Source organism: Zhongshania sp. (assembly GCF_047636175.1).
Lineage (GTDB): Bacteria > Pseudomonadota > Gammaproteobacteria > Pseudomonadales > Spongiibacteraceae > Spongiibacter.
Genome location: NZ_JBLIKC010000008.1, coordinates 141,102 through 152,359 on the forward strand (window position 1 = coordinate 141,102; position 11,258 = coordinate 152,359).

5 protein-coding genes are annotated in these 11,258 nt (G+C 51.6%); 1 reads left to right on the forward strand and 4 read right to left on the reverse strand.

Annotation, left to right across the window (positions count from 1 at the left end; all coding sequences use genetic code 11):
* Nucleotides 1-45: 45 nt before the first annotated feature.
* The 3 genes from ACI955_RS06790 to ACI955_RS06800 form a co-directional block, all read right to left on the reverse strand.
* Nucleotides 46-7,950, reverse strand: a complete 7,905-nt coding sequence (locus ACI955_RS06790; RefSeq protein ID WP_415242978.1) for a thrombospondin type 3 repeat-containing protein — start codon at nucleotides 7,948-7,950, stop codon at nucleotides 46-48.
* A gap of 358 nt (nucleotides 7,951-8,308) precedes the next feature.
* Nucleotides 8,309-8,809 carry a M48 family metallopeptidase gene (locus ACI955_RS06795; RefSeq protein ID WP_415242985.1) on the reverse strand — a complete coding sequence of 167 codons (501 nt, stop codon included), beginning with the start codon at nucleotides 8,807-8,809 and terminating at the stop codon, nucleotides 8,309-8,311.
* 14 nt (nucleotides 8,810-8,823) lie between these two features.
* A complete protein-coding gene (locus ACI955_RS06800; protein ID WP_415242979.1) occupies nucleotides 8,824-9,255 on the reverse strand; it encodes a PACE efflux transporter in 432 nt (143 codons plus the stop codon).
* Between the two features lie 397 nt (nucleotides 9,256-9,652).
* Between ACI955_RS06800 and ACI955_RS06805 the strand changes: the two genes are divergently transcribed.
* Nucleotides 9,653-10,924, forward strand: a complete 1,272-nt coding sequence (locus ACI955_RS06805) for an O-acetylhomoserine aminocarboxypropyltransferase/cysteine synthase family protein (RefSeq protein WP_415242980.1) — start codon at nucleotides 9,653-9,655, stop codon at nucleotides 10,922-10,924.
* Nucleotides 10,925-11,046: 122 nt separating this feature from the next.
* Here ACI955_RS06805 and ACI955_RS06810 read toward each other — a convergent pair.
* On the reverse strand, nucleotides 11,047-11,258 hold a 212-nt coding region (locus tag ACI955_RS06810), incomplete at its 5' end, for an NADAR domain-containing protein (protein ID WP_415242981.1).

Here is an 11,258-nt window from a genome sequence, read left to right on the forward strand (position 1 = left end):
TTGTGGTTGTACTCTCCTCGTCGCCTTATGCGTGATCGACCTTACCTATTGTATTACTGGCAGCGGTGGACATAAGTCGTCACGAGTAATCCCGTTAACATCCAGCACCGTACTCAAAGAGTACAAAAAGTGCGACTTCTGACATTTTGCGGAAGGCTCACGACGCGGACATTCATGCGGGTCATTGTTTCTTTGTCCGTCGGGTATAGGCTCTGGGTCACGCGGAGGAATGTTACCTATCGGCGCGGGCAGGGTGCTGTCGGCCGCGCAACGGCCATCAGGGGCAGCATCCCAAGACGCGTCAAAAATCGCTAGGGCTGAGCCGAGATAACGATCATTGGTGTACTGAGCGCCACTGGCAATGGTCAGATCCTCCAGCAGGGCGTATTCCTGCTCGTCGGGATGACGATTGGGGAAGGCCAAATCCTGCCGGTCGACAGCTGCGTGGATAGTGCGTGCCATTACGTCGGCGCTCCACATGGTGACCTGATGATCAGAGAAGCCAACTTGCAATAGAAACTCGTTGTCAGGTGTATTGGGGTAGGGTGTGTTAGTTGAACTGGCGGTGCCCATATGGTGGGCGTAGCCGTTGTTTTCAGCCCGCTCCCAGAGCATTTCCATTAAAGAAAATACCAAGCTGCGATCTAGGTCGTCGTGGTAGGCGAGGTTTAAGGGAATGGAGTAAATGTCAAAATCCACACTGCGTCTCAGCAAGGTCGAATAGTTCATGCCGGGTACACCGAGTACACCGCGATTGACGTCGCGAGATACCGCAACAACCGCGCCGCCCATAATGCCGCCCTGGCTGTTGCCGTCGTAGTACACTTCGTTAGTGGTAAAGAGTGCTTGGCCAGCGTCGTCTTGGAAGTCTGACAGCGCAGCAAAACCCTCCGGGTGCTTCATTGCGCGGGCCAAGAACATCATGTTTAGCATGCCCTGCTGGGAGCTGTCGGCAAGTGAGGGTAGATTGGACACATCCAGCAATATCGCGACGATGCTTGCGATGTCCCCCTCGGAGAAGCCAAACCAATCGACTGCACAGAACATCATATTATGTGCATCAGCCATGTCGGCAACATGCCCTGAGTTAACCTCGCCACGACTGCCGAGCAAACCGTGTCCGTAGAGTGAAGGCCGTGCCGGGGTAGTAAAGGCCGAGTTCGGAATATTACAAATATACTTGCGGGTCATGGTGGCCTGCGGGCCAGACTTATCGGGCAAGCCGTCGCCAAACACGGAAGGCGAGTCCGGTGCATCGACGGGGTTATAGAAAAAACGATTTGGCGGCGCACTGACAGCGCGGCCGAACTCTGGTGCGTCAGGATCAAAAGGCAGACACATTTCACTCAGTGGTGCAAAGGAGCGGCACTGACTGCGAATTTCTGCAAGTGCTTCTGGGTAATTGTCGCGGAGTTGATTAAATAAGTCGTTGAACTCCCCGCCTTCAAGTGGCGACGGGTCGCTTGGTATTATATAGCTGGGCACAGTAATAGTGCCCTCTATGCGCCGCGCAATCCGCGCATTGGGGTTGTCAGTGCGCGTGCCTACGCTAACAGTTGGGGCCGCGCCAATTTCATAACCGGCTTCCCCTGGCAATATATTGACGGTTTCTCCGAGTGTCGCAAAGGCGTCATCGCGAATATGCAGCAGGCGTCCTGCCAGGCTGCGTTCGCTGGCGACGGTGAAGTCCCACGCTAGATAGAGTTCGTCACGCTTAATGTCTTGGGGTAAAAAGTCAAAGACATTGCGCTCTAGTTGCTCGCAGCGTTGCGTGAGTTGTGGGAGTTGGGTTGAGTCTCCGTCGCGACACACTCGGAACGCCGGGCCAGCAGCAATAGTTTCGCCGCTATTATTTTTTAGCTTGCGCAAGGCAACAATGTAGCGGGTGTTCTCTTCAAAGTTTTGCGCGGGGCGAATGATCAGTGCCGGACGCGTTTTGCCTTTGCTCGGCGGTGACGGAATGGACGTATCGGCCGGAATAAAAATGCCAGCGTTTAAATCAATTTCTGCCCAAACCGGGTGGCGCTCGCCGGTGACCGTATTAATAACCACAATTGGCGCGTCGCTGGCGGTGTAATCCGCTAGGCGAGTAATCGGTACTGCTCCTTCAATGGGGCCGATGGCCTTGCCGCTTTGGTCTTTGACCGTGGCGAGATCCGGTACATAGGTCAGGATCATCTGGCCTGGAGAGAAGCCGTCGTTGCGGTTCCACTCTGTGGGATCAATCGGTTTACCGGCGACATTTCGCGGCATTGCTAAGACATTAAAGTTTACCCGTCGGCCGGTGCCGCCCTTGTCGGTCGATTGCGGTGTGTCCGCCTCGGCAAGCGCTGTGAATTGATCGCTGGGGAAGGGGAAGAGACAGTTTGCGGGGTCGAGTACATCGCAGCCCTGTACGCTGGCTCTCGCTGCGTCTAGTAGCAGCGCACCGTCGTCTGCTGTAAAGGCATTAGTGTTGCTTACACCGCTGTATAGCTGATTCACCGCCGACTGAATTTGCTCGCCGACTCCCGGGGTTTCGCTAAGGCAGGGGCCACCGTCTGGCACACAGACTTGGAACTCAGTTGGGCTAGGGTCCGGCAAGAATACATTGCTAGGTTTGCCTTGCTGAAGCTGAGGGTCACCATTGCTGTCGACACTGTACAAGGGCAGTTCCACCGTGCCATTGACGTTTACCGCCGCAATGCTGGGGTCGCGAGAGAATGTTGCGACAAATTGTACATGCTGACCGAATAGTAGAAGGGCAATGTTATCTCCAGGCATTAGACGCTCGGCAACGCCGACCAAATCCACATTGTGTTCGCCTAAGCCACGCAGCGGCGTGACTTGGTCGTCGATCAGTTCCCAGTTAGGAGTACCGGCATACTTTATACCGAGGCCCGCAAAGATGATGCTGTCGCAGCCAGTGGCATTGGTTCCAAGATCGGGTGAGTCACAAGCGACTAGTGTTTCGTTGATGTCAGCAGGCGCAGCGATGCTAACATTTAAATGCGCGATACCAGCAAGAATGGTTTCGTTCAAAATCTCGCCCAACTCAACCGCTACTGGTGCGGCGCCAACAACGTTAGTGGCCGCGGCATAGCCATTTGGCACTGGTGTGGTGGTATTTACTGCGCGGGTGCTGAAGTTGCTGCTAGGGGCGCTGAGATTCGGTTGCGGTGCCAAGAGCTCCGTGTCTTCAAAGTAAACCGTGTCGCCGTCCCCGAGCACCATGCAAACATCGTCAAGTGCGACTAGACTTTGCGCTGGACGCAGCTTGCTGTTGAACCACTTAAGCTCGTCTATGCTGCAGCCATCGCCGCCAACGGGCGTTGCTGGGCCTTCTGGGGCCTGAGCGTAGGGTAATGCGTGACCGTCGGGGTGAGTGTAAAGATTTACGTCAGCACCCGCCGCATTCAGGCACTGTAGGTTCCACCAGGCTTCATTGAAGTTGAATAGGGTGTCGGGCATACCTTGGGTTAGTAAAACGCTAACACCGCTGAGATAATCGGATGCAGAACCTTGAGGCAAGGCTAATGCACTCGCGTCAAAACTGCCGTCGACCTGCATTTCTACGGCGTCGGCAGGATACTGTTTGTAAGGCATGCGGGGTAGGCCGGCAGCCTCACACCAGTAGCCTAAACCGTGGAACTGGAACCAATTGAGTGCGCTGCGGGGGAACTCATTGCTTGAGACGCCCCGAGCGAGGGTTTCTTTGATGAAGGGATCTTGCCCGCGATTATCCGGTGTTTGGCCATTGCTCAAACCAACGCCGTAGCTGGCGCTTTCACCAAGCCCTACCAGTGCGGCAGTCCACATGGATTTAACGGTATCGCCTGGGTTTAATGAATTACGCAAATCATGCCAAGTGATATCTGGTTGGAGCGCATCGAGACGTTTTTTCTCATCAACGGTTAGCAGTAGTAGCTGGTAGCCGCCGCCGTAGCTACCGCCAGTGGCACCGACAAGCAAATTGTCGCCACCGGCAACACTCTCAGCAGACGTTGGGCGCGCTATAAACGCGCCGCTTGCGTCATTTTTCCACGCAAGATAATCAAGGTTTTGTTCGGCCCAATCTAATATTGCGAGTAAATACGGCCCTTCAAATTCCGGGTCCATAACCCTTATGGTGCCGGAGCTAGCACCAAAGCCACGCTGATCAATACTGATAACCGTGTAGCCTTCATTGCGATAGTCAGTAAAACCCGACTCGCTGCGCGAGCCACCGTAACCGTGACCTTGCAGAATGAGCGGATGGGCCGCTATATCGCGGTTGGCACAATCGAATTTTGTCGGTTCCAGTACTTGAAAACTGACGACTTGATTGACGCCATCACGATCGACTAGCGGCAGCTGAACTTGGTAGCTACGATTGCCTTGGAGTTTGCTCTCCTGCTCACATGATGCATTCTGAACTTGCGGTGCAGCAACTTCACCAATATCACCAAATACCGAACACATGCCCTCGGGAAATCCCTCGGCAATGCACTGGTTGGCAAGTGGGGTGTTTGGGTTTATTAGCTCGCAGAACATCGCCGCCTCTTCGCCGCCAAACTCACGGCAGCGGTCAGCGTATTCGCGCTGTACATAATCAACACGAAATCCCGCCATACTAAACAGGCATTCATTGCTCGTCGAATCAGATTCACATGCCGCCAGATACGGTGGTAGGTAAACCTGCGCGTCTTCTTGCAGTTCAAACAGTGGGATATAACCTTGAGATCTGAGTAATGGCGCGGTTAAGGGCCCGAGAGAGACAAACTCTTCGTAGCCGGTAAACGGCACGCCGGCAAGCCCGCCGTCACCGGAGGCATCGAGTGCGCTAAATTCCTCTTCCGGAATAATATAACCAAAGCTGTTTTGGGTTAGCCCCAATAACATGGTATGGGCATTGGGGTTCGCTAGGGAGCGAATCCATTTGCCAAACGTGCCAGTAGCTTCACCGGGAATAGTGACGATTTCCAGTCCGGTTTCAGCGTCGCCTAAAGTAATACGAGTGACGTTCGTTGTGGTAAAGGGCGTGGCCTGAGGCAAGTACTGTGCCTGAGCGCTTGCCTCGTCGGGCAATTGGCCATTAGTGCCAGTGAAATCGTAATATTGATTAAAAGTGCCAAGCAGGCCCGCGGCAATAAATAGTGGATTTGTTACTGGCAATGTCACTTCTTGATTGCGAATACTCAGCCCGTGGCTAATGCGGCGCTCAATAGGGAAGCCAAGTCCACCTTCGGCAATGCCTTCTCCTTTGCAGTGCTGGTCACCGTAGTCTGTGGAGACATTAGCGTATTTTGGATCATTCACACAGCCTTCGCGGCGGCCTGATGACGACGCGTCTGCAATTGGGCCGTTAAAGTAAAGTGCAACGCCACCAAGGGTTTCTAGGTAATCGGTGACTCCAAGCGGGTAGTCGGGATGCGGAATACGGGGCGACTCGTTGATGGAGGTCGGGTGCCCATTAAATTGCATAAAATGCGCAACGGGCTCGCCACTGCGCAGCGATATTGCTTGCATCAGCGTGCCGACAGTATCTGAGTCAATATTAGCGTCGGTTTGTCGAGGACGTCGGTAGTTATTAAACTCCGGTAGGGCGCCGCTGCGTACAGTGAGCTCAACATCTTGTTTGCGCGAGCGAGCTTCGATCACGGCGGCGACTGCTTGCGGGTATAAGACGTTTGTAAGCCAACTTTGTGGAACACCGCCCCACAAACCTTGTAGGTCGGCACCCGCGTGGCTGTGGGTTTGACCAAAGACAATATTTGACGATGGAATACCGGTGGCCGCAAAAACGGCAGCACGAACATTGTTTTGAATAACATTACCGGCGCCGATAGCGTCTAGCACCAAGAACACCACTTCTTGATTGTTGGCAATGTTTTCCGGGTCGGGCTGTTCGATAACCAAAGCGCGAATCCAAGTGCTCTCAAGGCACTGACTTTCCGAAAAACTCGTTGGATCGTAGCTGGTTTGGTCTTGCATTAAACAGGGCTGCTCGGCGGCTTGTATTAGTTCGTCGCTGACTGTGTTGAAAGGGTCTGAGAAATTTTGCAGCGGGCTTAGGCCAAATCCACCAAGATTAAATTTTTGTGTGCGCGGCGCTTCGCCTAAGCGCTGATCAGTTTCGCCGCTAATCTGGCTGGCATTTGGATTTACACGTTGTTTACTCGCGCCAACGCGCAGCGTGCTTTGTGTAGTGTCGTTGTCATAGAGAGTGATCGTTGCCACCACAGATTCTCCGACGACAGCAAAATCAGAGGAGTCCACGCGAAGCTCGAAGGTTTCGGTACCTTCAAGCTCGTCATCGTCTATTACATTGATTGCGACACTGGCTATTGTGCTTCCGGCTTCGATGACAGCGCTGCCAATGTTAGCGCTATAGTCTTCACCAGATAGTGCGCTGCCGTTAGCCGTAAGGAAACTGAATGTGATGTCGAAATCTTGTGCTGCGCTAATTGATACCTGAACTTGAACAGTTGCGTCATTTTCACTGATGCTGGTATTGGCGGTGGACATAGTAGGTCGCTGTGATTCAGAGCAACCGCGAATAACCTGGCCGTTGTTAGCGGGGGTGTTCGCACATTGGTCACTGTTGTCGCCAACGCCATCGCCATCAGTGTCAGTGTCCTCAGTGGCATCTAAGGAAAAGGCATCTTCGCTGTCGGGCGTGCCGTCGTTGTCGTCATCGTTGTCGGCATTGTTGCCGATACTATCGCCATCAGTGTCGGTGTCTTCACTGGCATCCAAGGGAAAAGCATCATCAGTGTCGGGGGTGCCATCGTTGTCGTCGTCGGTATCGGCATTATTGCCAGTGCCGTCGCCGTCGCTATCGGTATTTTCGCTGGCGTCAAAAGGAAAGGCGTCTTGATTGTCCGGGGTGCCGTCATTGTCGTCGTCATTGTCGCCGTTATTGCCGATGCCATCTTGATCGTTATCGCTGTTTTCTGTGGGGTCTAAAGGGAAAAGGTCGTCTCCATTGTCGATGTCATCATTGTCGATATCACTGTCACAGCTGTCGCCTTGCCCATCGGCATCGGTATCGGTTTGGTTCGAGTTGGGGATCTCTGGGCAGTTATCGGCACCGTCTTTAACGCCGTCGCTATCGATATCCGCATTGCGCGGTTCGCTATCGTCGTCATTGGGCAGGCCGTCGCCGTCGATATCGTTGTCACAGGCGTCCCCGCGCTGGTCTTGATCAAGGTCCGCTTGGTCGCTATTGGGGATAGCTGGGCAGTTATCGTTGGCATTGATAACCTCGTCATTGTCGTCATCGTTACTGCCGTTGGGGATCTCACAACCATTGCTGGCTACTATCGCGCCGGGTTCGCTGTTGGGGCATTGATCATCGGGGTCATTGATGCCGTCATTGTCGTTGTCGGTGCCGCCGCCGTCGTAATCATAGTCGTATTGACCGTCACTAATATCTGCTTCGCTCTGCGCTAAGTGTTTCTCTGCGACGTCGCTACTGACTAGGGATCGCCTTGCTGAGCCGTTGGCAACGCTGGCAAATTCAGCAAGCTCATTACTTTCAAGGGTAGCAAAATCGTTGCTGCCGCTATATTGCCACGCGGCTTGTTTTACCGCCGATGATATCTCTATGCCATTGTTGGGGTTCTGATCGCTATCCAATGTGATCAGAAAACGGGCCATATTGATTCGCACGCTATCGTTGCCACGGGCGAGTATTCTGGGGGTAACGAATTTGGTGCTGGCGCTGGTCTCTATAGAGCCAAAGCTGATATTACCTAGTCTAAATTGGACGCGTTCACCTGCTAGAAAATTGAAGCTGCCGTCGGTGCTTGTTGTGAATAATTCCGGAAGGGTACCTCGTCGGTAGCTGACCCCTTTCACCGGGCCGTCAATAAATTGCCCTGACTGCGGCGTGGCATTATTCGTTGATGTTGAGCTGCTACCTCCGCCGCATGCGTTAATAAGTAGGGTGGTAAGAACTAGCGCGGCGGGCGCGAGAGAGCGATTCATGTATCAACCTCGAATGGAATGAACTTGCATTTAGAATGTTGACGACGGCTCTGTTGTGGGGTCGGAGCTTTAATGACGTTAACGCGCTAGTGCTTGCTGCTGTTTTATTTTTATCTAAATCATGTTCTAGGCACGATGGTTATGTATGCCAGAATTCTAGTATACATTTTGTAAAGTTTGTGACAATAACCATTTTGTTGAGAAATTGCGTCGAAATTAAGCGAATTTCGGATTACCCTTTATAAATCAAAGTATAAGGAATTTGCGAGATTGCGGTGAACACGACTTCTGTCGACAAATTAAGATAGCTTTGCTTTGCTTTGCTTTGCTTTGGCAGCCGGCAGCCGGCAGCCGGCGCCTAAGACGGGTCGGGGAGTTCTCTGAGGGTCAGGTGCACCCGTAAATCAAATTCGCGCTGATGGTAGTCCGGCAACATATAGCAACACAGGTTATAAAACGTCTTGTTGTGATCACTCTCTTTTAAATGCGCGAGCTCGTGCACCACGATCATTTCTAAAAACTCGGGCGCCGCATCTTTAAATAGTGAGGCGATGCGGATTTCCTTCTTTGCCTTGAGTTTTCCGCCTTGTACCCGTGATATGGCGGTGTGTAAGCCGAGCGCCCGGTGGGTAAGATCCAGCCGATTATCAAATAGCACCTTGTTAATTTGTGGTGCAGTGCGAAGGTTTTCCTGTTTTAAGGTATTCACATAGCCGTAGAGTGCTTTGTCACTTTGAATGCTGTGTTGGCCGCCGTAGCGTTTTGCTAAATACGCCCCCAAGCGCTGTTCTTTAATCAGGCTGCGGATTTGGTTTTGCAGGTGTTCTGGATAGCCCTGCAGGTATTTTAATTTAATAATGTCGGGTGGACTGTTCACGCGCTGTTGTCCTGTGCTGATATCGGAAGCCCAAAGATCTTATCGAAGGCCAAAGTGAAGATAATAGCGTAAACGAAGAAGGTGATGAGCAGTCCAATCTCGGCAAGCAGGGCCTGCAGTAGTGTGATGTTCAACCAGTATGCAGTGAGCGGCACTAAAATAAGCACCAGCCCGCCTTCAAACCCCGCGCCGTGGACTAGACGCCGACGCCAAGATCGACCTCTGGCGATTTGGTTTTTTTCCCAGCGTTCAAAGATGGTGTTAAAAATGTAATTCCACACTAATGCGATAGTGGCCATAAGAACGGAGAGCGGTAAGGTCGTCGAAATTTTAGCGTCAAATGCGACGCTTAGTATCGGTGTAACCATGGCAACAGCGCCTATTTCATAGAGAATGGCCTGGCAGGCTCGGCGGTTGGTAGGGCTCATGGGGATACTTCACAGACAACAAATGATGGTGAGAAAACGCTTAGCGCCGACATGGTAACCGATTTGAGCGTGAACTAAAGATTGTGTATTAAACTTATCGCTGAGCTGATGGTCGGGCGCACTACTTGACAGATGATGGGTATATCGGAAAAATGATCGCAGTCTGCTGCTATATATATTAAACCCCCGCTTGCTAATACCGGCCGATGGGGGCGGTTAGCAGCCTATGCGCTATATCTTTTGAGTCCCATATTAAAAGCGACTTACAGAAGTGGACTAGCTTTAGCATAGTGAATAAAAATATCAGTAATTCCTAAGCCACAGGGCGCTTAGTTTTTTGCTGAGCGACGGCTTTAATCCCACTTAATAATGTTCATTGTTTAATTAAAGGAATGCTATGAAACTAGAATCAATTGCGCTGCATGAAGGCTATAAATCGGAAGAAACCACAAAATCCGCAGCGGTTCCGATTTACCAGACAACCTCTTATACCTTTGATAATACCCAGCATGGCGCAGATTTATTTGATCTTAAGGTGCCGGGCAATATTTACAGCCGCATAATGAATCCAACCAACGATGTCTTGGAAAAGCGTATTGCCGCAATGGAAGGTGGTGTTGGTGCGCTGTGTGTCGCCTCTGGTATGGCCGCCATTACCTACGCCATTCAATGTATCTGCGGGGTTGGCGATAATATTGTCAGCACTAGCCAGTTGTATGGCGGAACCTATAACTTTTTTGCGCATTCATTACCGAGGCAAGGTGTCGAGGCTAGAATGATCTCGGCGGACGACTACGAAGGTTTTGAAAACGCAATTGACGATAAGACCAAGGCGGTATTTTGTGAGTCTATTGGCAACCCCGCGGGCAATGTTGTCGATATTGTTCGCTTGGCGGAAATTGCCCACAGGCATGGCGTGCCCTTGATTGTTGATAATACCGTGGCAACGCCCTATCTCTGTCGGCCATTTGAGCTCGGGGCTGATATTGTTGTGCACTCGCTCACTAAATACATTGGTGGTCATGGCACCACTATTGGCGGTGTGATAGTCGATTCAGGTAAGTTTGACTGGGTTGCCAACAAGGAGCGTTTTGCTATTTTGAACGAACCTGATCCTTCCTATCATGGCGTTGTTTACACCGAGGCGCTGGGGCCCGCAGCCTATATAGGTCGTTGTCGTGTGGTACCACTGCGAAATACTGGCGCCGCCTTGTCGCCAATGAATGCCTTTCAGCTGTTACAGGGACTTGAAACTCTCGGCTTGCGTATGGATCGCCATTGCGAGAATGCTGAAAAGCTGGCGCTCTATCTGCAGAATCATGAGAAGGTTGAATGGGTAAACTATGCTGCTTTGCCGGATAGCCCTTACTTCGCTACTTGTCAGAAAATCACTAACTCCCGGGCTTCAGGTATTTTAAGCTTTGGGCTCACTGGTGGTATTGAGGCCTGCTCGCGATTTATTGATTCTCTGGAGATGATTTTACGTCTGGTAAATATCGGTGATGCAAAATCGCTAGCCTGTCATCCGGCGTCCACCACTCATCGTCAGTTAAATCCTGAAGAGCTGGCTTTTGCCGGCGTGAGTGCAGATTTAATTAGAATCTCGGTGGGGATTGAGCACATCGACGATATTATTGCCGATGTCAGCCAGGCCTTAGAAAAAGCCTAGTAAGACGCTTACCATGGCCCCATAAACTGCTGGTTTTGTGGCCATTTGGTACACTTTTTGATGTGGTTAAATCTAGAAAACTACTTCGATAGGGCCTTGCCAAGCAGTCCCAGAGAACAAGCTTACTCTTTGTTCATTTCTTCGCGCAGCTTCTTTCTAACGCCCATCAGCATTTTGCCGAAGGTGTTACTACCGCGCAGGTCGCGACCGCTGCCCCAGAAGTAGTTATATTGGCTGATGTCCTTAATTTCCATTTGGTCTGAGTTCAATAACATTTGAGCGACCTCTGGATGGGTACGACATTTGATGTAAGTGCCTCGCGTCATATATGTCA

Bases quoted from the DNA above. Each gene is read 5' to 3' on its own strand.
- ACI955_RS06790 (WP_415242978.1), bottom strand. From the start codon at position 7,950: ATGAATCGCTCTCTCGCGCCCGCCGCGCTAGTTCTTACCACCCTACTT.
- ACI955_RS06800 (WP_415242979.1), bottom strand. From the start codon at position 9,255: ATGAGCCCTACCAACCGCCGAGCCTGCCAGGCCATTCTCTATGAAATA.
- ACI955_RS06805 (WP_415242980.1), top strand. From the start codon at position 9,653: ATGAAACTAGAATCAATTGCGCTGCATGAAGGCTATAAATCGGAAGAA.